22 protein-coding genes are annotated in these 22,087 nt (G+C 46.8%); 8 read left to right on the top strand and 14 right to left on the bottom strand.

All coding sequences use genetic code 11. From position 1 onward, the window contains the following. Window positions 1–5: 5 nt before the first annotated feature. On the top strand, window positions 6–1,022 hold the full coding sequence (gene ansA / locus BGP75_RS25970) for an asparaginase (protein ID WP_076721869.1): 1,017 nt from the start codon (window positions 6–8) through the stop codon (window positions 1,020–1,022). 88 nt (window positions 1,023–1,110) lie between these two features. Here ansA and BGP75_RS25965 read toward each other — a convergent pair whose 3' ends face one another. Continuing rightward, window positions 1,111–2,124 (bottom strand): ChaN family lipoprotein, encoded by a 1,014-nt coding sequence (locus BGP75_RS25965; RefSeq protein WP_076721789.1) that lies wholly within the window; start codon window positions 2,122–2,124, stop codon window positions 1,111–1,113. A gap of 136 nt (window positions 2,125–2,260) precedes the next feature. Between BGP75_RS25965 and BGP75_RS25960 the strand changes: the two genes are divergently transcribed. Next, on the top strand, window positions 2,261–2,761 hold the full coding sequence (locus BGP75_RS25960; protein ID WP_076721788.1) for a DUF523 domain-containing protein: 501 nt from the start codon (window positions 2,261–2,263) through the stop codon (window positions 2,759–2,761). A gap of 392 nt (window positions 2,762–3,153) precedes the next feature. Further along, a complete protein-coding gene (locus tag BGP75_RS25955) occupies window positions 3,154–4,869 on the top strand; it encodes a proline--tRNA ligase (protein ID WP_076721787.1) in 1,716 nt (571 codons plus the stop codon). Window positions 4,870–5,008: 139 nt separating this feature from the next. On the opposite strand, the gene BGP75_RS25950 is transcribed toward BGP75_RS25955, so the two are convergent. The 9 genes from BGP75_RS25950 to BGP75_RS25910 all read right to left on the bottom strand — a co-directional run bounded on the left by BGP75_RS25950 (window position 5,009) and on the right by BGP75_RS25910 (window position 14,786). Then, window positions 5,009–5,536, bottom strand: coding sequence for a response regulator (locus BGP75_RS25950; RefSeq protein WP_076721786.1), 528 nt, complete (start codon window positions 5,534–5,536; stop codon window positions 5,009–5,011). Continuing rightward, window positions 5,533–6,900, bottom strand: coding sequence for an HD domain-containing phosphohydrolase (locus BGP75_RS25945; RefSeq protein WP_076721785.1), 1,368 nt, complete (start codon window positions 6,898–6,900; stop codon window positions 5,533–5,535). The genes BGP75_RS25950 and BGP75_RS25945 overlap by 4 nt, the downstream gene beginning before the upstream one ends. Window positions 6,901–6,915: 15 nt before the next feature. Then, window positions 6,916–7,767: an HDOD domain-containing protein gene (locus tag BGP75_RS25940; protein WP_076721784.1), complete on the bottom strand. Its 852-nt coding sequence runs from the start codon at window positions 7,765–7,767 to the stop codon at window positions 6,916–6,918. Next, on the bottom strand, window positions 7,767–8,072 hold the full coding sequence (locus tag BGP75_RS25935) for a hypothetical protein (protein ID WP_076721783.1): 306 nt from the start codon (window positions 8,070–8,072) through the stop codon (window positions 7,767–7,769). The genes BGP75_RS25940 and BGP75_RS25935 overlap by 1 nt, the downstream gene beginning before the upstream one ends. Next, window positions 8,069–8,869 (bottom strand): response regulator, encoded by an 801-nt coding sequence (locus BGP75_RS25930; RefSeq protein ID WP_076721782.1) that lies wholly within the window; start codon window positions 8,867–8,869, stop codon window positions 8,069–8,071. The genes BGP75_RS25935 and BGP75_RS25930 overlap by 4 nt, the downstream gene beginning before the upstream one ends. A gap of 77 nt (window positions 8,870–8,946) precedes the next feature. Further along, window positions 8,947–10,803, bottom strand: a complete 1,857-nt coding sequence (locus tag BGP75_RS25925) for a bacteriohemerythrin (RefSeq protein ID WP_076721781.1) — start codon at window positions 10,801–10,803, stop codon at window positions 8,947–8,949. Between the two features lie 307 nt (window positions 10,804–11,110). Continuing rightward, window positions 11,111–12,967 (bottom strand): DUF3369 domain-containing protein, encoded by a 1,857-nt coding sequence (locus BGP75_RS25920; protein ID WP_076721780.1) that lies wholly within the window; start codon window positions 12,965–12,967, stop codon window positions 11,111–11,113. Between the two features lie 142 nt (window positions 12,968–13,109). Beyond that, on the bottom strand, window positions 13,110–13,385 hold the full coding sequence (locus BGP75_RS25915; protein WP_076721779.1) for an acylphosphatase: 276 nt from the start codon (window positions 13,383–13,385) through the stop codon (window positions 13,110–13,112). 108 nt (window positions 13,386–13,493) lie between these two features. Next, window positions 13,494–14,786: a YihY family inner membrane protein gene (locus tag BGP75_RS25910; RefSeq protein WP_076721778.1), complete on the bottom strand. Its 1,293-nt coding sequence runs from the start codon at window positions 14,784–14,786 to the stop codon at window positions 13,494–13,496. A 227-nt stretch (window positions 14,787–15,013) separates the two neighbouring features. Here BGP75_RS25910 and arsC point away from each other — a divergent pair, with 227 nt between their 5' ends. From arsC to BGP75_RS25895, 3 genes are all read left to right on the top strand, one after another. Next, window positions 15,014–15,364, top strand: coding sequence for an arsenate reductase (glutaredoxin) (gene arsC, locus BGP75_RS25905; protein ID WP_076721777.1), 351 nt, complete (start codon window positions 15,014–15,016; stop codon window positions 15,362–15,364). After that, a complete protein-coding gene (gene wrbA, locus BGP75_RS25900) occupies window positions 15,364–15,963 on the top strand; it encodes an NAD(P)H:quinone oxidoreductase (protein WP_076721776.1) in 600 nt (199 codons plus the stop codon). Before arsC ends, wrbA begins: the two co-directional genes overlap by 1 nt. Before the next feature lie 99 nt (window positions 15,964–16,062). Next, the gene (locus tag BGP75_RS25895) at window positions 16,063–16,437 is read left to right on the top strand and encodes a DUF2069 domain-containing protein (protein WP_076721775.1); all 375 of its coding nucleotides are present in this window, start codon (window positions 16,063–16,065) and stop codon (window positions 16,435–16,437) included. Between the two features lie 121 nt (window positions 16,438–16,558). On the opposite strand, the gene BGP75_RS25890 is transcribed toward BGP75_RS25895, so the two are convergent. From BGP75_RS25890 to BGP75_RS25875, 4 genes are all read right to left on the bottom strand, one after another. Continuing rightward, entirely contained in the window at window positions 16,559–16,768 is a 210-nt protein-coding gene (locus BGP75_RS25890; RefSeq protein ID WP_076721774.1) for a hypothetical protein, read from the bottom strand. A 175-nt stretch (window positions 16,769–16,943) separates the two neighbouring features. Further along, window positions 16,944–17,657, bottom strand: coding sequence for a DnaA regulatory inactivator Hda (gene hda, locus BGP75_RS25885; protein ID WP_076721773.1), 714 nt, complete (start codon window positions 17,655–17,657; stop codon window positions 16,944–16,946). Continuing rightward, window positions 17,657–18,781 carry an AI-2E family transporter gene (locus tag BGP75_RS25880; protein WP_076721772.1) on the bottom strand — a complete coding sequence of 375 codons (1,125 nt, stop codon included), beginning with the start codon at window positions 18,779–18,781 and terminating at the stop codon, window positions 17,657–17,659. The genes hda and BGP75_RS25880 overlap by 1 nt, the downstream gene beginning before the upstream one ends. A gap of 2 nt (window positions 18,782–18,783) precedes the next feature. Beyond that, on the bottom strand, window positions 18,784–19,872 hold the full coding sequence (locus BGP75_RS25875; RefSeq protein WP_076721771.1) for a DUF2066 domain-containing protein: 1,089 nt from the start codon (window positions 19,870–19,872) through the stop codon (window positions 18,784–18,786). Between the two features lie 282 nt (window positions 19,873–20,154). Between BGP75_RS25875 and purM the strand changes: the two genes are divergently transcribed. Both purM and purN read left to right on the top strand, forming a co-directional pair. Further along, a complete protein-coding gene (gene purM, locus BGP75_RS25870) occupies window positions 20,155–21,216 on the top strand; it encodes a phosphoribosylformylglycinamidine cyclo-ligase (protein ID WP_076721770.1) in 1,062 nt (353 codons plus the stop codon). 184 nt (window positions 21,217–21,400) lie between these two features. Continuing rightward, window positions 21,401–22,078 (top strand): phosphoribosylglycinamide formyltransferase, encoded by a 678-nt coding sequence (purN, locus tag BGP75_RS25865; protein WP_076721769.1) that lies wholly within the window; start codon window positions 21,401–21,403, stop codon window positions 22,076–22,078. Window positions 22,079–22,087: the final 9 nt, after the last annotated feature.

The following is a 22,087-nucleotide window of genomic DNA, read 5'->3' as shown; positions in this document are numbered from 1 at the left end:
TAATAATGAAAAAAAGAATTTACATTCTCTATACCGGTGGCACCATTGGTATGAAGCGTTCCCCTAAGGGATATGTTCCAATGACTGGGCTTGCGGATTTGATCTCTCAAAAGATCCCAATCCATCTGTCAGCGAACATGCCGGAATATGTGCTGGAAGAGTTGGATGAACTAATTGACAGTACGAACGCAACCCCCGCAGATTGGCAGTTAATTGGTAATCGAATAAAAGAAAACTATCAGGACTATGATGGTTTTATTGTGTTGCACGGTACAGACACCCTGGCATACACATCTGCATCCTTATCCTTCATGCTACAGGGTCTTCAGAAACCGGTCATCGTCACGGGTTCACAAATTCCACTGAGTGAGCTGAGGAACGATGCTCAGGACAACCTGATTACAGCCCTTATACTGGCCAGCCATTATGCACTTCCTGAGGTCTGCCTCTATTTTAATGGACGCCTGCTTCGAGGAAATCGGGCAACAAAGATAAAGTCCAGTGGCTTTGATGCATTTGACAGCCCTAATCACCCATGGCTCGGCAAGGTTGGCATTCACATTGAGGTTGAGAGCAGCTCAGTCCTTCCGCCAGCTAAGAATAACGAGAACTTTCAGCTGCCTGATTACGGCAGGCATCGAATAGCTCCTTTAAGACTGTTTCCCGGAATTGATTCAGCATTCCTGGAGCATATGCTTAAGTTGCCGATTGATGGTCTGATCCTGCAATCTTATGGAGTCGGTAATGCACCTGATAGAGACCCCAAATTTTTAAAAACACTCGAGAGTGCCATTAAAAACGGAACTGCCGTTGTCAACCTGTCTCAGTGTACCTATGGCAGAGTGGAGCCTATGAGCTACGCAACAGGATCTGCACTGGCAAGAACAGGCGTGGCTAATGGTTACGATATGACTCTGGAAGCGGCACTGACAAAAATGCATCATCTTTTCGCTTTAGAGCTGAAATCAGATGTTATAGCCAGAAAAATGGAAACCAGTCTCTGCGGAGAACTAAGCTGTTAGCAACTGACTCCAGCCTGGTTGTACAGTTCATTACGCTGTCTGAGCGTTAAGCCTCCCATATATCAGGACACCACTCCATGGTCTCAATTCATTGCGGGGTGGGGATTCCTGCACAGGGGTCTCCATAATCCTGCCGCGAGCTGAACCAGATAACCTGATGATCAGGTGGAAATTCCTTTCCCCCTGCTCTCTCGGTCTTCAGATAGTAGGGCAATGGATGAGGGGAAGATGAGACCTCTCTAAACCCCAGATTAATCTGGCGCAACCTGGGATTTAAATGCGCCACTCGTTCAAACACCCCCTGACTGTGCTGTATATGCCCATTGCCGAGTATGACAACAACGGGACGGGCGGTATTATCTTCGACAATTTGTACGATAGACATGGCCATTCGGTCATTTCTGGCGATCCAGGTCTGATAGAGCCGTTTTAACAACTCTTCTTCACCCCATCCACAGTGCCCTTGACGAAACGCCTCATACATCAACTGGCGATAGGCATCATCCTCCAATCCGGTAGGGGTTAGTAGACTGAGCTCTACAGGGTTTAACCCCTTCAAACCCACACGACTTAATCTGCTTTTAACACCAGAAGGAAGGTCCGCTCCGAAAACCTCTAGCTTATGAGTCTTAGCCAAATCCACCAGACTAAAATAAAATCCCCAATATTCCTCACTGGCATCTTGCCAACCCAAACGCTTACGCAACCACTGCTCTTGACTTTTTTTGCTCTTGCTGCCGGCGATCTTCAGACTGGACCCCGTACCTTCAACGTATTGTTTCAGATAGCCCGTCTCACCAACATCAAAGAACTCAAATCCAATTGCAGGCGTTAACCCTCTATCGACAAGGCTTTGGATAATTTCAAGCTGACGTGCATGATGCTCGGCATTGTCATGTTTTTCACCCAGGTAAAGCACGTCTGCCGACTCAGCTCGACGGAGAAACTGCTCTGGACTCAGCTCCTGCCCGTTCGATGTATCGTAAATACGCCCAATAAGGGGATCATTGGGACGCTCTTTGATCGGACCGGCACAGCCCAACAGCAACAATAAGGAGAATACTGGCAACAATCTTGAGAAACGTTGGTGGGCATAACCCATATGTTATTTACCTTTTCGAATAAAGCGGAGACTATTAAGGATAAATGGGGAAACAAACCCCTGATCATTATCGAAGAAGGTATCATAGCCTTTTGCTTATGTTGGAGAAAAGCATGCTAAAAAGGGAACGGCAGCCGTGGAGTTAATTCTGATCAGTAGCTGTTTGCTGGGTCAACCTGTTCGCTATGACGGTAAAGGAGCCCGTAGTAGACACCCTCTAATCCTTCGCTGGCTAGCCGAGCAACGTCTGGTGCCCCTGTGTCCGGAGATGAGTGGAGGACTTCCAACACCCCGACCCGCTGCGGAAATCAGCGGCGGTCAAGGCGAACAGGTGTTAAATGGTTCAGCTTCAGTGATATCAACTAATCAGCAAGATTTTTCAAGAGAGTTTGTTGCGGGCGCAGAACTGGCGCTGAAGAAATGCCAAAAACAAAATATTAAGCTGGCTATTTTAAAGGCGCGAAGCCCATCCTGCGGATCACAAAGCACCTACGACGGAAATTTTTCAGGCCAACTGGTTTCAGGACAAGGAGTCACCTCAGCATTACTCAGATCCCATGGTATAAAGGTCTATGACGAAGAGATGTTACTTCAGGCAGAAAGCTACCTGGCAGAACTGGAAAGAAACAGCCGCTGATCCACAGCCTATCCCTGAGTCCACAGAAAACACAATGGGCTTATTCACGGATTCCCTTATGTAATTTCCTTGTTCTACTCTTTCTGCCTTCGTACAATAGGCGGCTCGATTATGTTATGAAGCGAATCAGTTGACACTGAAACCAGTAGGTTATGGAAGTTTGTGAATCAGAAGAGTTAAGTGACAAAGGGTCAATCTGAGTTAGCAAAGCTGAAGAATATTTCTGGCAGCACTTTCGGTTGTTTTAAAAAAAAACAGTGCTTCAACAATCAGTGCTTCAAATTGATATAGTGAACAAAAAAAGGCCCTTCTGGTAAGTGATAAATCCAATCTCACCATAGGCCAGCCAACTATTAGTCAGGCGTTATGCCAAACACAGAGCAGAACTAAAAATGCGTGCAAGCCAATATCTGATTGCTACCCAGAAAAAGACACCCGCTGATGCTGTTGTGATCAGCCATCAGCTGATGCTGCGTGCGGGAATGATCCGTAAACTGGCCTCTGGCCTTTATACTTGGTTGCCCATCGGCCTGCGCACGCTTCGTAAAGTAGAACGAATCGTTCGAGAAGAAATGGATCGGGCTAACGCCCAGGAAGTGCTGATGCCTGCAATTCAGCCTGCTGAATTATGGCAAGAATCCGGACGCTGGGAACAATACGGCCCAGAATTACTCCGCTTAAACGACCGCCACAACCGTCCTTTTTGCGTTGGCCCTACCCATGAAGAAGTAATTACGGATCTGATCCGTAACGAATTGCAAAGCTACAAGCAGTTACCCGCTAACTTTTACCAGATTCAAACAAAATTTCGTGATGAAATCCGCCCTCGTTTTGGTGTAATGCGATCTCGGGAATTTATCATGAAAGACGCTTATTCATTCCATACATCCGAGGAATCGTTACAGAAAACCTATCAGGTGATGCATGAAGCGTATACCCGGATCTTTGAACGCTTAGGCCTGGATTTCCGCCCCGTCCAAGCGGACTCAGGCAGCATTGGCGGCAACTGGTCCCATGAGTTCCACGTGCTGGCAGAATCCGGAGAAGATGATATTGCCTTTAGCGATAGCAGTGACTATGCAGCCAACGTAGAAACGGCCGAGGCTCTGCCCCCACAATGCGAGCGTCCGGCCGCCACCGAAGAATTACGACTGGTAGATACTCCTGACGCAAAAACCATTGATCAGCTGGTCAAGCAATTCAAGCTTCCTATAGAAAAAACCGTCAAAACTCTCATCGTAGCAGCCTCAGATGAAGCAGACGCAGACTTTGTTGCCCTGATGGTCAGAGGAGATCATGACCTGAATGAGCTCAAAGCGGAAAAACTTTCCGAAGTAGCAAGTCCTCTGAGATTTGCTACGGAAGAGGAAGTGCGCAAATCGATAGGGGCAGGCCCGGGCTCCCTGGGTCCCATCAACTTACCAATACCTTGCATCATCGACCGTACCGTTGCTAACTCCGCAGATTTTGGTGCTGGTGCCAATATTGAAGATAAGCACTATTTTGGTATTAACTGGGAGCGAGACCTTCCTTTACCACAGGTCGCAGATCTTCGAAATGTGAAGGAAGGCGACCCAAGCCCTTGCGGCAAAGGTAACCTTTCGATCAAACGGGGTATTGAAGTCGGTCATATATTCCAACTGGGAAATAAATACAGCAGAGCTCTCAATGCCACGGTTCAGGATGAAAACGGCGAAGATGCCATTATGGAAATGGGATGTTACGGTATCGGTATTACCCGCGTTGTAGCCGCCGCTATCGAACAGAATAATGACGATAAGGGCATAATCTGGCCTGAAGCAATCGCTCCTTTCCAAGTGGTATTGGTCTCACTTTTCCCTCATAAATCAGAAAAAGTCAGAGAAACCAGCGAGCAGCTTTATCAGGAACTGAAGACCGCCGGAATAGATGTTCTGTTAGATGATCGTGAAGATCGCCCTGGTTCAAAGTTTGCCGATATGGAGCTTATCGGCATACCACACAGGGTTGTTATCGGTGACAGAGGACTTGAGAATGGCACTATTGAATACAAGGGTCGCCGCGATTCAGAAAAACAAGACCTTTCGATTGAACAGGTAACTGAGTTACTGAAAAACCGCCTATGCTAGACGACTGCACTGTTTTATCTGCAGCCTAGAAACCGTTGGAGGGAATCTCACTCAAAACCTGAGTTTCCTCTCCAGCCTCGGTGTATGCATCGCTTTCGGTATTCGAAACGTTTAATGCAAATAATGCAAAGCAACAACTTCAATCCTTGTCATTAAGAATAATGCAGCCGTCACTATCCCAATTGACCTGAGTGATACCAGGGCATTCTGTTTCCAGACGGTCCAATTCGGTTTTCTGATAATCCAGCTGGATTTGCTGTTTTCTGACCAGATCTGCTAAGCGTTGATTTTCCATCAGTATATCCCGATGCTTCAGCGCAGTATCGATAGATATTTTTAAATCGTCATTATTCCAGGGTTTAGTCACAAAGCGATAGATTTCCGCTTCGTTAATGGCGCTTAAAACTGCCGCCATATCTGCCTGGCCGCTAAGAACCATTCGGAATGATTCGGGTTGAATGGCCTTAAATTCCTTTAAAAAAGTCACACCATCCATCTGTGGCATTCGATAATCTGAAATCACTAACGAAATGACTTCTTTAGCGGCTACGTTCAGCGCTTCTTCCGGGTCACTATAAGTCATCAATACCCAGCTTTCACCACGCAGAGCACGTTTAAGCGAATTTAGCACTCCAGGTTCATCATCGACTATCATCACCCGATTCATTTAGGCATCCCTTCATAAACGTAAAAATCATAGCTTTGCTGTTCATGTTCTTCTAACTGGATCAGCTTACGGATCAGTATTTCAGATAACACCCTTCCTTTGGTCAGCAATAACATATCGTTTCGGCTGTATATGTCCCGAGAAAGCGTCATTCCCGGAACCAGCTGTTCTGAAATAACACGAAGCTCCTTCTGTTGCGGCGTATCCTCCAATCGCTTATTGACCAGCGCCGTCAATATCGCAACCAGAGAAGGATCATATTGTTTGCCGCTATGCTGTTGAATTCTCTCGAGTGCATTTTTGGAAGACAGGGTATTGGTTAGCAGCTTGCCATTCTGATATCCGTAAAAGTCCTTGGCTATTGAGAGAATTCTCGCCCCTAAAGGAATGTCTTCACCCCTCAAGTGATCAGGGAAGCCACTGCCATCATAGTATTCTTCGTGAGCACGAATCAGATTACCTGCTGGCTGCAGCGCCTCCACCGCCATCAATGCAGTCTGACCCTTAATGGGGTGGCGTTGATACTTTTCACGCCCACCCCGGTTAAGACTGAACACCGGTCGATCAAGCAGATAATCAGGCAGGCTGAGCTTACCCAACTCATGTAATAAACCGGCAAAATACACATCCCGAACGGTATCAGAGTCCAGCTTCTTTGACTTGGCTATTGTCCTGGCCAGCTCTGCGACTTTCTGAGCATGCCGGCTTGAGAGGTGCTCTCGCATACTAATCAGGCTGGAAAAAACACGTATTGTATGCTGGTAGCTCTCGTTTAGTTCCTTATAGGCAAGATCGAGCATGTCAGCAGTTTGCTGTAGCTCTTCGGTCCGGGCCAGAACTTTAGCCTCCAGATTTTCATTGAGATCTTTCAGCTCCTTGTTCTGACGCTCGGTTAACTCCAGTAACTGCCTTTTTTCTCGCTCCAATCGTTTGGTTTTTAGCGCCTGATCGACGGCCAGAGTGATTTCGGTATCTTCCCAGGGTTTACTCAGGTAACGATAAATTTTCCCTTCGTTAATCGCATCAATTGTTGAGGTTAAGTCAGAAAACCCGGTAAGCAGTATTCGAACCGATTCTGGATACAGCTTCGCAGCTTCTGCCAAAAACTCGGCTCCATCCATCTCAGGCATACGCATATCAGAAACAATAAGATCTATCGGGTGCTGCTTGAGGATTTCAAGTCCTTCACGGCCACTGCTGGCCAGGTGGACGGTATAATTCAGTGGCCGGAACAAGCGTCGAAGTGACGACAGTATATTCCGCTCATCATCAACAAACAGCAGACTTTCCCTAGGCAAATCAGCTTCCTGCGTGAGGACTCCCACCCCTTGGTTTTCTGCGATCTGGCTTATCTGCTCAGTCATTCCGGTACCCACTCCTTAGGGCAAAAAGCGCCCGATCACATCTTGACTCATCGATTCCATTTCCGGCAGCATCTTTTCCAGCCGATCCCAGTCCAATCCCAATAAATCCAGCGTATCAGGACAAAGATTGACCATCCAAACATCATTCTCCGGACTAATCCACAGCCCTTTGACAAGAACATCCGCCAAGTGAACCAAAGCAGTCAGAGGACTCGACGGTGGCTTTCTTGATACGACAAAATTATATTTGGCAACCTCAACAAAATGCTCAGGTAATTTCCATTTATGAATCGCGGCAGCTGCCACCTGGCCATGATCTATACCCAGCAGTTTCCGCTCAGCAGCACAGAGGCCGCACTCCTTTTCGTCCCGGTATTGAAGCACTTTCGCGTATTCTTCAACAAAACACTGTTCCAGGATAAACTGCCCTACGTCGTGCAACATACCCGCGATAAAGGCATCGTCTGGATTGTGCCCGGTCTTTTCTGCAAGAATCTTAGCCACCACGGCCACCGCCACGGAATGTCTCCACAGCGCGTTTCGATTCAATCCTCCGGTATCATTTCCTGACTCATTAAAACTCTTCACCAATGAAAAGGAAATCACCAGTTGCCTGAGACTGTGCACGCCTAACAAAACAGCTGCATCCTGGACTTTACCAATTTTTCGAGCAAAGCCATAGAACGGAGAGTTTGCCAGCCTTAGAATAGCCGACGCCAGTATCGGATCTAATTCCAGATACTGGCATACTGCATTAATATCAAGCGGCTGGACATCCATTTCGGCCAACGCAGACTGCACGGAACCAGGAAAAGGTGATGGTTGGTTAAGTCGAATTTTCAGCCGTTCGAGCAATTCCTTTTCCATCAACGATCCTCCCGGGTATGAAATCGCTCCAACATCGCTTTGAACGCTATCATCGTTTCAGTTTTCTCTGTGTGACAAAACTGCTTATCAAGACGAGACTGAATTTCTTCCAAACCGGGAGCCGGGTTAACCACTTGAACACAGACTTCTTCTACTCCCCTGTTTTTTAACGATTCACAAAGTTTATCGGTTAGCTTGGCTCCTTTATTAACTAATAACTGCCCCGCTCCATTAACAAGGTCTTCTGCCAGTTCCAAACCAGGTTCTATGCCTTCCAAAGGCATGACTCTTGACTCAGAATTCATATATTCACCTGCCTCATCGTAAGAATAAATCCTTCGTGCGGTCCATCGCTGGTATTGCGTTGACACTGGCAACGAACCAGGTTTCCTTTGAAAGAAAAGTCACTTAAAGCTAATTCACCATCGCTTACTGCCTTTTCGTAGACGTTAACCACTTCTTCCGGACAGACTTCATCAAGCGGCATCCCCATCAGCAAAGGCGATTCTGAAAACAACTCTCTGGCACACTGATTGGCAACAATGATCAGCCCCTCACTAACCCCAAGAACGGTCATTGGTAACTCTTCCAGAATATCCTGAGAGATTTTTAGCGCCTGAACATTAAACTGCAGTTCACGGGTTTTTTTCTCGACCCGTTGCTCCAGTTCCTGATTGGCAACTTTCAACGCTTCGGTCAGTCGCAGGTTTTCCTCATTAAGTTCGAAAATCCTGAATGCTTCACGAACATTTTGACAAAGCAGGTCATCTTCCCAGGGTTTGGTTAAAAATTTGTAAATGGCTCCGCGATTGATCGAATCGGTTACCGATTCAAGATCAGTGTAACCACTCAAGATGAGACGAACGGTATCGGGATATAATTTTGTTACCTGATGCAAGAACTCGCTGCCGGTCATTTCAGGCATTCTCTGATCCGAAACAATGACCCCAACAGACTCCTGCTCCAGAACCTGTAAGCCTTCTTTACCACTGTTTGCTGTAAGAATACGATACCCTTCGCGCCGAAAAAGCCGCCGTAATGATCTGATAATATTCTCTTCATCATCGACAAGAAGCAGTGTCCGTTCCCGGTTTATGTCCATTTTTGTATCCCTACTGGTATTCTTTTCGAATCACGCGCGTGCTTAGGAGGTTTTGTTTATATACCAATAATTGCCCGTTATACATGGGATTCACTCATCTGAAGCTCTACCGGAGGAGCACCAACCTCCTCAACATCCCATAAGGGAATACACACACGAAACCGGCTACCTTCACCTTCTTTGCTTTCAACTTCAATGTGTCCCTGGTGTTTTTCTATAATTCCGTAGGAAAGAGACAAGCCCAACCCCGTCCCGGTGCCAATTTCTTTGGTGGTATAAAAAGGTTCGAAAATTCTCTTTTTCACTTCTTCAGATATGCCGCAGCCTGTATCCTGAATCTCAACCCAGATCTGCTCATCCTCTGCCCGGGTGCGTATAGTGATCGTCCCATGATCTTTAATCGCATGTGCTGCGTTGATTAACAGATTCATGAACACCTGGTTAAGCTGAGAGGCCAAACAGTACACTTCCGGCAGATCCGAATACTCCTTAACGACTTCAGCCTTATACTTAAGCTCATTCCAAACAACGTTAAGGGTACTATCGATACATTTATGCAGATCAGCATATAGCCACTCGCCCTGGTCAACATGTGAAAAGTCTTTCAGGTCTTTGACAATTCTGCTGACTCGTTCCACCCCTTCCTGAGATTCCTTGAGCAAATCAGCGATATCATCGTTAATAAACTCATAGTCAATGGACTGTTTGGCATTGGCCAGTTGTTTCTGAGCCTCTCCTCCTGGCTCTAGGTGAGACTCAAGTTCTTCATAAGTTTTCAGCAGCGTTTGTAAATTGGAAACGTACTGGGTCAGAGTTCCCAGATTAGAGCTGACATAACCCACCGGGTTATTTATTTCATGAGCAACACCCGCAGCCAATTGCCCGATTGCAGACATTTTTTCCGACTGCAATAACTGATCATGAGTTTGCTGAAGCTTGTCTATCAATTGCTGCTGAGCCAGTTTTTCCTTTTCCAGCTGATTCTGATAGCTATGCCGTCTTTCAGCTTCAGCTAACAGATACTCATTGGCCGTCGTTAATGCCAGTGTTTGCTCCTGAATCTGCTCCTCCAGAGACAGATTTAACCTCTCCAGCTCCAACTGCGCCTTTTTTTGCGCAGAAATATCAACACAGCATCCAGAGCAACCAATAAACTCACCGTTATCACGATAACGTGGGTTAGCGGTTTCCAGAAGCCATAGGGTACGCCCTTCAATCGTGTTAACTCTAAGCTCCGCATTGAATCCCACATGAGTTCTGTGCGCGCAGTGATAGCGTTCCAGATAAGCGTCCTTATCATCTTCATGGATCAAACTCTGCCAGCCATTCCCATCTGCTTCGGATAAAATCTGCGATGTATGCAACAACCAGCTTTGATTAAAGAATGACCGACTGCCGTCTATTCCCGACAACCACATCATTGCTGGCGTACTGTCAGCCAAAGAGCGAAATCGTTCTTCACTTTCACGATAGGCAGACAGCAACTGAGCGGCAACCAACTTCTGAGGATCTAAATCCTCCTTCGAGGAAATTGACCCTATACCCAGGGCTTCGACCATCTGCTTGTCAGTCAGAAGAATGTGTTTGGATAGCCATTTAACCAGATAGTCTAATAATGCTTCACCCGTTGCTTGATCAAAACTCTCATCCGAATAGCTTTCAAGTGAACAAATAAAACTCCGATGGGTCTCCTGGTGCTGCTGAAATGCCAACTGGTCCATTCCCGCCTGTTGCATCAATTTCTCCTCCGATGAGAAATGGTATCGAGTGTAGTCGACCAACTGACGATAAACATCTGCAATCGCACCGGATTGCTGACTGTTGTGAGCAACGGCTTCCCCTAAGGCATTTATCAGCTCAACCAACTTTCGATGATGAGTATCTATTAGACCCTGTCCGGTCTCGAACCGAGGTTCCCAAACAAAAAGCGCCATTAGCGTTCCCTTATAAACGGCTCGTTCCGTAGGATGCAGTATAGTCTATGGAAAAAGGGTGCTTGGAAAATCTTGGCAAAAAACCCCAAAATACAAGCAGCTGAAACATAGAACATAACATTTGCTCTAAAGCATGCCGTTACAAGAGAGGGGGACAAAAGGCGCAGATCACCTGCAACAAGGCAAAACCAACATAAATCTGTAGAAGTGCTTTCAGCAGAAAAAAACAGCTCATTCGCTGCCTGCGTAACGATTACCAGAATAAATAAACCTGTTTATCCAACACACCGAGGTAATCATCAACGGCTTATAAATGACTGGAATCCAGGCTGTCTGCGACCATTATAGGAATTTTAATACAGAACGTTGTGCCAACACCCGGATCCGATGTCACGGAGACATCACCATTATGAAATTTAATGACACTGTAAGAAAGCGACAGCCCCAGCCCTGTCCCCTGGCCGACATCCTTAGTGGTGAAAAAGGGATCAAAGATCCGTGATTTGTTATTTTCAGCGATACCACAACCGGTATCAGCAATAGTAATTATGACCGAATTGTCCTGTCGTGCAGTCGCAAGACGAAAGGTACCTTTCCCACTCATCGCCTCAAACGCGTTTGTCATGATGTTTGTTATAGCTTGCTTTAATTGAACATCCATCAATAGCAGCAAAGGCAGCACCTCGAACTCACATCGAATATCAACATCCCCGGTTAATGTCTTTGGCAACAATCGGAGCTGGGTTTCCAACAACAGGTTTAAATCAGTTTCCTGAAACTTTCCTTCCTCATTACTGGCAAAATCTCTTAGATCACTGACAATACGACGAATTCGGTCAATACCTTCACCTGTTTCAAAAATGGCGGAAGGCAACTCATCACTAAGATATGCCAAGTCAGCAGATTTCAACTGTGTTTTCAGTTGCACAAGCTGCTCATCGGTCCCCTTCACCTCCAAAGCCTGGTAGTGCTCTGATAAACAGAGCAGTTTCTCAAAGCTATCCGACAACATCAGAATGTTACTTTTTATGAACCCCAGCGGGTTGTTAATTTCATGAGCAACACCTGCCGCCAACTGACCTATCGACGCCATTCTCTCTGCATGTATAAGTCGGTCGCGAGCCTCACCCAGTTGAACGGTTCGTTCCTGAACTCTGGTTTCCAGGTTACGACGATGGTTTTCGTTCTCAATACCCAGCAGCAGGTTTTCAAATGCTGTTTCAAAGTTTCGGCAGAGTATCTCCAGCATATGCCACAGCGAATCGTTTAACGGTTTGACATCAGAGAAATAAAGGGTCAGAGAACGCTCAGCTTTGCTTCTGCCGACTAAAATCAGATGCCCATCCCGATAAAGCGGTTTATTCTTATTCTGAGCTTCCAGAACCAACGCCCTGACATCACTGGGCAGATGCTGAAAAATCTCGTCGCCTGATTTAAACGCCATGGACTCTGAGCCCGCCAGAAAACCAAGGCGCCCTTCAACATAATCTGCCGCAAAATAAAACGCCCCCTCGGATGAAGGAGCCATGGGAATGAAATTTCTAAGGTGGAGCAACAAACAGTCAACAAAAGAGTCAACGGTATGCTGTTCAAATATTTCCGAGGTGGCTTCAACCACACTGTCTAAACGGCGATTATTATCTTCGACCCGACATAGATCCCGATATGACCGCAATGAAGTCAGTATGACCGAAAATAACGCCTGAGAGGTCAACTCAGACTTTGTTTTGTAACCATCGATCTCATAGTTAAGAATGACATCCCTTTCTGGCACATCCCCCGGCTGCCCAGTGCGTAGAATGATGCGAGTCATATGATTACCCAGATCATGCCGAATAAAATTCGCAACTTCGAAACCCGCATTATCGGTTTCCATCACGATATCCAGTAAAACCAAGGCAACATCATCATGTTCCTGAATTAGGTTTTTCGCTTCTTCACCGCTGTGCGCACTAATAAATTCAAGAGGTCGTCCGTCAAGCTCAACTCTTTTTAGCGCCAACCGTGTGACCTGATGCACACTCTCGTCATCATCAACGATCATGACCTTCCAACGGTCTAAAATCTCAGCGCCGCTTGTATCATCGCCATCTCTTGGCGTTGCTGCACCTCCTTGTGGTTGCGGGTGCTCTTCATCTTCGGCGAAAACGAATACATCACTCATGTGTCGGCCTTAACAATTGTGGCTTAAGGTGCAGCAAATAAGCCGATTCTGGTCATGAAGTTAAAGCAGGGCCAATACAGTATAAATATTCAAAATGGCCACAAAACCTAACTTAACTATTACTATAGCTTCTCTTATTCAATCAGTGAACTTCAAACCCCTTCAAGGTTTCATCAACCTCAGCTTGTTCAACAATAGTTTCCGCGACAGTTGCCAGCGGTGGTCCCTGATTCATCCAGGCTTCAACATCTCTGACCGCATTAGCCTCTCCTTGCAACAACGCTTCTACACGACCGTCAGATAAGTTCTTAACCCAACCAGAAACCCCGTTTCTTTCCGCTTGCTCTTTAGTGGATTGCCGATACCAGACCCCCTGTACGCGACCAGTTACCCATATATGTAATGCGATACGGTTCATTATATTCCTCCCTGCAAGTAGAAATAATCTTGCTCACGTAGGCTCATGTACATCTAATAAGATGAATCCCGGACTCGTGGTTGCCACTGGTTATATTTGACGGACAAGCTAAATTTTTCGAAGTTCAGCAATACCCGCTCCGGGATCATGACTCTGACTTTGCTCACCAAACAGCGAGGCCAAATCAATGGCTAATTGTTGCGATTGATAACTGGAAACATCCCTAAGACAGCGATCAACCGTACTTAACCAGGGGCGTTCAAACGTTATACTAAGGGACTCGGGAAGTTTCCAAGGCATAAGATCACAAAGGGAACGAAGGTTGAAAAGGTGCAGGTCCCGGGACAAAAGATAATTACCTTGCTCAGTACGAGTAACAACAGCCCCGTCAAGCAAATAATTTAAATAGTTACAGCAATGCCCCGGGTCCAGATTCGAATGTTTTTCCAGCAAATCTTCCTCTGAAACCGAACCTCCTCCCCGTTGCGCCTCCCATAGATCCTCCAGTATTAATAGAACCCAACCCAGATGCTGCTCATCGGACACCTCTGTCGTCGCTGAAGAATAGGTACTTATCGCTCTTACCAACTCAGCCCCCAGTAGTATTATCAGCCAGGAGATATACACCCAGGCCAGAAACAAGGGAACCGCAGCGAAGGCACCGTATATCAACTCATATGACGGAAAATGGCTGACAAACAGGGTAAAACTCTGCTTAGCCGCCTCAAACACCAGAGCAACACAGAGCCCGCCGACAAACCCATGAGAAAGGATTACCGGGCAATTGGGGACGGCAACATAGATAAATGTAAAGGCAACCGTACTGAATAACACAGGCAGCAATTTTAACAGCTGGCCATCACCGCCAATCAATTCACTGGCATCAGTAAAAAGAGGCAGTGAGACCAAGTAAGAAGTTAACGCAAAACCTAACCCCAACAGTAACGGCCCCAAACTTAGAACGGCCCAATAAAGCAGAAAGCTGGAAACGCCCCGGCGAGGCTGTTCCACACGCCAGATATGATTGAAGGCCGCCTCTATGGTTTTCAGCATCATGTACGCAGTCACAATCAGGAACCCCACACCGACAGCAGTCAGGGTTCTTGCCTGGGAGGCAAACTCCCCCAGATAGTTTTTAACGGCCGCTCCACTGGTGGGCACAAAGTGGTTAAAAATCAGGTTTTCCAACTGTAGTTCGACTCCCTGAAAAGAGGGGATCGCAGACAACATTGCATAGCTGACCGTCATTAACGGAACAACCGCAAAAAGCGTTGTATAAGTCAGTGCAGCAGCATTCAGCGTACCTTTGTTTTGCCTGAATTGGCGGAATAGATAGCGCAGGAATCTCCACAGTTCCTTAACCCTTTTCTTAATATTTAAGCTCCAGCTATCAGCGTACATTCCCAGTCCTTTCACTTTGTCACTTGTAAATATAAAAACCTGAAGAAACCCGTCTTATTCCAAGGGTCATTCCATCAATATCGGCAGTTCAAAAACGTTACTTGCCAAGACGCTGCTTACGTTTAGAATAGCCACCAGATCAGTATAAGAAAAATATACGTCGATTGAGATCCGACTACCAGAATTCAATCGGGCCTCTTTAACAGTTCTATGAGATTATGCCACTAATGACTGACATTACTCTTTATCACAATCCCCGTTGCTCAAAATCCCGCGAAACTCTCAAGTTGCTGGAGGAGAATAATGTTCAGCCGACTATTCGGTTGTATTTGGAAACGCCACCCAATCGTGAGGAAATACATGAAGTACTGAAAAAACTGGGTATCGGTGCCCGGGAGCTGATAAGAAAAACCGAGCAGGAATATAAAGACAATAATTTAAAGGATACTAATCTCAGCGAAGATCAGCTTATTGATGCACTGATTGAATACCCCAAGCTGATACAACGCCCTATCGCCATTAAAGGAGAACGCGCTGTTATCGGTCGCCCTCCAGAGTCTGTATTGGATTTACTTTAATGACTGCCACCCCGTACGTACTGGTACTTTACTACAGCCGTCATGGCGCCACCGCTAAGATGGCCAGTCACATGGCTCGCGGAATAGAAGAAGTCGACGGGGTGGAAGCTCGTATTCGAACCGTACCCGAGCTGTCAAGTGTGTGCGAAGCAGTTGCCCCCAAAGTACCCGCAGAAGGGGCAATCTACTGCACCGAGGAGGATCTGGCCAATTGCGCCGGATTGTTGTTGGGTTCTCCTACCCGCTTTGGCAATATGGCGGCAGCCCTTAAAGGGTTTATCGACCAAACAAGTGCCCTATGGTTAAGCGGTTCTCTTTGTGGTAAACCCGCAGGCGTATTCAGTTCCAGCTCAAGTCTTCATGGCGGGCAGGAAAGTACCCTTCTAAGTATGATGTTACCTCTGCTTCATCATGGAATGCTCATTGCCGGTATCCCCTATAGCGAAGGAGGGTTGTTAACGACAACCGCTGGAGGAACCCCCTACGGCGCTAGTCACGTATCAGGGAAGAACAATGACTCTCCAGTCACTGATATAGAGCAACAGCTTTGTAAGGCGCAGGGAAAAAGAATCGCGGATTTGGTTAAAAGACTGGCATGAGTCCTTATCTCAGCAGAAAGATCAGTAGAGCTTTAGTCATCTGCTAAAACGCAGGGCTCAACTTACTTTTGCTGGCACCGACACTATTTGAGATTAATAATGACGACTTCCTTTGCTAGCCGCGCTCAGCTGATGCTGCAGCTTTCCCGGCTTCTACTATTGACGCTGATTGCTTCAATCACCGCCTGGACCCTTTGGTTTCCTCCAACAGCTATCGAAAATCCGGTAACCATTTGGTTGTTTCAGACACTTCCACTGGCCTGTTTTTTACCCGGCATCTTCCGCGGTAAACCCCGAACTCATATCTGGCTCTGTTTTTTTGTCCTGGTCTATTTTTGTAGCGGCGTAAGCCAGGCTACCAGCCCTTACTACGGAACCATTGGCCTGATCCAGAGCCTGTTAACCATGGCATTGTTCAGCAGTGCAATGATGTATGTGCGCTGGAATGGAAAATCCCGTAAGGAAGAAGGCTAAGGCCAACACAACAAAGTCAAATGTGGAGTCAGACGCAGAGTGTAGAGCCAGCTCCAGACTCTGCAGGGCTATAATTTTCAGGGTTTAAAGCTGTATGATTATAAAGATGTGCAGCGACAAGTCAGAAATTCTCGTCGGTCAATTCCGTAACGATACTCATACCACAACGATTACACTTACCTTCGATAAACACAGCTTTATCCTGAACATACTCCTGTGGATCTTTCATTCCCAAATTGGCTTCCATACATTCATTACACCAGGTATTAGTTAAAAACTCCTGCTGCTCATCCTCCGGGCGTTTATAAAAATCTCTCTCTTCTCGACTCATAACTAACTCCTTAAACTTGAAAATCTGCCATTACTGTATAATCAGGGAACGTTGCGGATAAAGCCTGTCATGAGACAGATTGCCGCTATTTTTTTGAGGTAGTTTTACACAAACACCCTAAAGCAGGAAAGCGGCACAAAGGCTAACAATATTAAAATCAAGACGGGAGCAAACCTTACCAGCCCAGGGTATGTTTGATAAAGGGGATGGTCACTTTGCGCTTGGCCGTTAAGGACGCCTGATCCAACCGATCAAGAATGGCAAATAACTGCCCCATATTACGAGGGCTTCGGTGAAGAATAAATAGCAGCACCTCATCCGTCAATTCGATCCCGCGCCCACGCGCACGAAGACGAAGGGCTTCCATTTTTGCATCATCATCCAGCCCTTTAATCTGAAAGACCAATCCCCAACTCAAACGGGAACTCAGGTCTTCCAGCTTAATATCAAGCTGTCGCGGAGGTTGATTCCCCGCCACTACCAAGATTCGGCCATTATCCCGTAAACGATTGTACAGATGGAACAACGCCTGCTCCCAGGCAGGGTCACCGGCAACGGCCTGTATATGATCCAGGCATACCAGTGCCATACCTTCCAGTCCGTCAAGAACTTCCGGACCGTAAGCCATCAATCCATCCAGAGGCAAATAAAACCCCTGCCCCCCCTGCTCTTCAATTCGATTGCATGCAGCCTGTAATAAATGACTGCAACCACTACCACTGATGCCCCACAAATAAACGTATTGATTATCCTGCTCAGTCAAGCCACCGGAAATATTTTCCAGCAACTGCTTGGCCTGAAGATTCTGGTACGTCAAAAAATTCTCAAAGGTCGCATCATCGCGCAGACCGACACTCAGAGGAATTTGGTGAGGATTATTCGAAATCATTAGTCTTTTGTTTCTTTTGGGTCAGTAACCGTGTCATTGAGATCACCTGTTGGGCTATGCCCAGCATTAAGTGTCGCATGATATAACTCACTGATTTTATAACCGTCATGCAGATGCCGTAGCAATACCATAATTATTGCTGCTACAGGTAGTGCCAATAGTATGCCCGTAAATCCAAATAACTGTCCGCCAGCCATAATCGCAAAGATAACGGCAACAGGGTGCAGACCAATTTTATCCCCAACCATTAAGGGTGTCAGCACCATACCCTCAAGTGTTTGTCCTATACCAAACACTAATCCGACCAGCCCAAGATGGAGAAAATCATGAAATTGCAAGAAAGCAGCTATACCCGCGGCCATAATGCCAACGAAGAACCCCATATAAGGAACAATACTGGCCAGCCCCGCCAGCATACCCACAAGTAACGCCAGATCAAGGCCTATTGCCGCCAAACCTATTGAGTAAACCCCACCCAGACAAAGCATAACGAGCAATTGCCCCTTAATAAAAGCCCCCAGAACTTCATCACATTCCGATGCAAAGAGACTGACCCTTGGCTCAACACTAAGAGGTAAAAGGGCCTGTATTTTAGCTATCATCACATCCCAATCCCGTAGCAAATAGAATGTGACAACCGGTATTAATGCCATATTTGCTAACCAGCCCGCCAGCAGCAATCCAGAATGGGAGGCTTTTGAGAGAATCTGAGTAACCAGGTCTGTCCCCTGCTTCCAGTTTGATTGCAGTACTTCTCTAACAACCTTTAAATCCACTGAACGGGGATCGGCTCCCAGAGTTGTTTGTATCCAGGGAATAACAACAGTATCCAACTGCTCCAGCAATAATGGTATCCGTTGCCCCAAAGCATCGATTTGACGCCCAAGCATCGGCAATAACAAAACCAGAACGACGGCCAAAAGAATACTGAAGAGAACAAAAACAATAATGACTGAGACAGTCCTGGTAAGCCCTCGCTCTTCAAGGCGATCAACAACCGGGTCCCACAGGTAAGACAACAGCATCGCCGTTAAGAATGGGAACAGAATTGGCTCAAGCAAATAAAGAAAGGTGAAGACAATCAGTGTCACACAAAGCATAAACCAGCGTTGGGAATCTGTCATAATCACTTTTGCCAGTGGTAAATAAGAATGTTCGAACCACTTTCTTGATAATAACCAACGGGCGGTTTGAACCTTTGATTAAGTGCAATGGAACTTTGCACCTGCTTTACAGAGCCGTCTATTGTCAATCTCAGGACTAACTGTTCGCCTTGTAATGCGTGGATCTTAAAATCCCTGATAGCCGGAAGCTCTTTGAGATAGTTACTGACCTGAAAATAGTCGTCCAGTCCGGATACCCCTTCTATTTGCAACAGTATACCGCCATCATCAAAACCGGAAGACGGTTTGACAAAATCAGCAAATAACCGGTCTGCAGCAAATTCAACTGCAGAAGCCAGCTGAGAATCCAGGGCTTGGCCTCTCCCTTCAAAATTAACGATTTCCTGAGGCCATATTATCTGCCACTGGCTCTTCCAGTCGCCTGCCTGATCACGATATATCCGCCCGACCATAATGGCGTCCGATTGATATCGGCTTGAGGCTTTGCGGATACTGTCGGCAAAAAAACCCCAGGCATCGCTGACCGGCAGCGCCTGCTCATCCTCAAGATCCATCAACGGACGATAAATCGGAAGTCCCCTCTCAGAAGCCTTGTTCAGCATGGATGTAAATATGGGGTCTTCACTGCGACCGAGGTATTCCCTGTTACCACCGCGCTCCTCCACAATCCACAACAAAACGCTTGGACGGGTCGCCCCCAAAGGACGAATATTGGCATCACTCAATAACTGATCGATCAAACCGCTGCTGAAATCAATCCTTAACTGTTCGGCAAGAACCTCTCGACCATCTTCCGTCTGCATCGGAATAGCTGTACTCTGGTAACTGAACTGCTGTATATAACGATTTGAATCGGCTAGAGCAGCACGAAGCAGCGGGTGAGTCACGACATCTTTACGTCCACTCACTTTAACCAGCACCTGTTCCATTGCTTTACCAACCAACGAAGGGTCTGCTTTAACCGATTGCTCTGCCACCAGTATTTGTGCCCTGTAAAGGTCGGTTACCCGCGCAGCCCATGCCAGGTTTGTTACAAAACAATTGGCGAACAAAAACAGCGCCAAAACTCTTAACCAGATCCTGCTCGTCACTCCAAATTATCCTCTGTAGCCAGAAAAACAATAAGCAAGGTCTCTCTGCCACCTCACATTCAACACAGACAACCCCATAATCGAAAAGCATAATACACTGTCTCGCTTCGGCAAACACTGGAAAAGATTGTGAAAAACTTAGAGCAACAGATATCAGTATTGCGACCATCGCTTCCTGATAAAAAGAACTTCACTGACACTCGCTAACAAATGGCCTGTTCGATAACAAACTGATAGAATTCACGCCTTAATATTACTTACCGTCGTTGAGACCCAAGCACTATGGCCATCCCTTCCAACACCACCCCTTCTGACGCCACCTCGATTAGCTACAAAGATGCAGGAGTAGATATCGATGCTGGAAATGCGCTCGTTGAACGTATAAAGGGAGTAGCAAAACGTACACGCAGACCCGAAGTCATGGCGGGATTAGGCGGATTTGGAGCTCTTTGCGAACTACCCAGCGGTTATAAAAAACCGGTGCTGGTTTCAGGTACGGATGGAGTCGGTACCAAACTTCGCTTGGCGATGGACCTAAATAAGCACGACAAAATCGGAATCGATCTGGTTGCCATGTGCGTCAATGATCTTATAGTAGCAGGTGCTGAGCCACTGTTTTTCCTGGATTACTACGCCACAGGCAAATTGAATGTTGACGTGGCCGCAGATGTGGTTAACGGAATTGGCGAAGGCTGTGAACTGTCGGGCTGTTCTCTGGTCGGCGGCGAAACGGCTGAAATGCCGGGGATGTATGATGGAGATGATTACGATTTAGCAGGATTCTGCGTTGGTGTCGTTGAAAAAGATGAAATCATTGACGGTTCTAAGGTAAAGGTTGGCGATGTCCTTATCGGCCTGCCATCATCTGGCCCACACTCTAACGGCTATTCTCTGATCCGTAAAATTATCGAAGTCAGCGGCGCAGACATCACCGCTCCCTTTCAGGATAAGACACTCGGTGAAGCATTACTTGAGCCGACCCGTATCTACGTAAAACCGCTGCTTAAGCTCATCCGTGAATCTCAGGTCAACGCTTTATCTCATATTACCGGTGGAGGATTGCTGGAAAACATCCCTAGAGTTCTTCCTGATAACACTAAGGCGGTAATAGATACCAGTGCCTGGAAGCGCCCTGAAATCTTTAACTGGATACAGAAACAAGGCAATGTTAATGCTACGGAAATGTACCGAACCCTCAACTGCGGTGTAGGCATGATTATCTGCGTACCTGCAGAATGTGCTGAGGAAGCGATCAATTTGTTAAACGCCGAAGGTGAAAATGCATTTATTGCCGGTAAGATCGAAGCTTTAAACGGTGATGAAGAACAGGTTGAGCTGGTATAAGCGGCCGGTTGGCGGCCCTGGTATGATCCATCCCCTGAGCAAATCGGTATCAGGGTCGGTTCAAGCCCAGGTTGCCATTGACCTTTCCAGATAAGCCACACTCCCAATCCAACACCCCTGTGCAATCAACAAAAGCACAGGGTTGTTATAATCCCAGTTATTGACGGCCCTGAGCATAAGCAGCATGTATTCAGAAGCGGAAACCCCACGCATAGTGGTACTCATCAGCGGTAGCGGAACCAACCTTCAGGCGGTAATAGACAGCATAGGCAGCGGTGAGATGACAGCAGAAATCTCTGCCGTTATCAGCAATCGTCCGGAGGCCAAGGGCCTGGAGCGAGCCAGCAGCCACGGCATAAAAACACACGCCCTCGACCACAGAGAATACGACAGCCGCGAAGCATTTGACGTTGCGATGATGCGTCAGATTGATACCTATCAGCCTGATTTAGTCGTCCTTGCCGGGTTCATGCGCATCCTGACACCTGATTTTGTTCGCAGATATGAAGGGCGAATGCTTAATATTCACCCTTCATTACTCCCAAAATACCGAGGCCTGCACACTCACGAACGAGCACTAGAGGCTAATGATGCCTTACATGGCGTGACCGTGCACTTTGTTACCGAAGAACTCGACGGTGGGCCTCTGGCTATTCAAGCTATAGTGGCAATAAAGCCCGATGACAACGCGGACTCTTTGGCTGCCCGGGTTCAGGCACAAGAACATGTAATTTATCCTTTGGCCATAAAATGGTTCACCGAAGGAAGAATGCGACTTTCAGACGGCCTTGTGGTCTTTGATGGTCAGCCATTACCTGAAACTGGAATGCAACTGGATAGTCGCCAGGATAATAACAGCTAGGAGCCAGTA

It is taken from the genome of Motiliproteus sp. MSK22-1, assembly GCF_001968815.1.
GTDB lineage: Bacteria > Pseudomonadota > Gammaproteobacteria > Pseudomonadales > Balneatricaceae > Motiliproteus.
The sequence above is the reverse complement of the archived record's forward strand: the minus strand, read 5'-3'. Positions and strand labels throughout refer to the sequence as shown.